General features: G+C 54.5%; 1 protein-coding gene. It reads right to left on the bottom strand.

Annotated features, from left to right (window positions below; genetic code table 11):
* A partial coding sequence (locus HWX22_RS31855) for a hypothetical protein (RefSeq protein ID WP_208456642.1) occupies positions 1-184 on the bottom strand: 184 nt, incomplete at its 3' end.
* Positions 185-462: the final 278 nt, after the last annotated feature.

Raw genomic sequence — 462 nt, 5'->3', positions numbered from 1 at the left:
AATAAGGTGCATCCTCGGGGCAAACTTCTCCGAATGGGCGGCGCTTCGCTTCGGTATCCGGCCATTCCCCGCCCACATCGCCGACCACCTCGCGCGATCGCCTATTAATCAGTGTTTCCCTAGGCAAGTCGATCACATTTTGTTTAAATGATCGACTCCCAGTCTTTCGAACAAGAACAACCATGAGCGATCTTAAAGACGAAATCTCTCCGTCGCGATGATGGCGATGCTACCGCCGCTTGGGCTCGCGCTGAACGGGACATCGTCGGTACTGTACGGAACCGTACCGGGCAAGTTGGACGCCCGCAAACGCGAACAGGTATTCGCGATGTTCTATTGCGGATTTCGGTGATGGTGATCAGGCGTTTCGGCGAACGTGATCAGTTTGGAAGGTGGTGTTGCGCGGTCAATGGATTATAGCGAAGGTGATCACGATCAGGATGCGGAGGACTGCTTGGCGTT

This window comes from Burkholderia sp. BCC1638, from assembly GCF_902833195.1.
In the GTDB taxonomy this organism is placed as follows: domain Bacteria; phylum Pseudomonadota; class Gammaproteobacteria; order Burkholderiales; family Burkholderiaceae; genus Burkholderia; species Burkholderia diffusa.
Note: the sequence above shows the minus strand (reverse complement) of the source record. Positions and strands in the feature narration are given on the sequence as shown.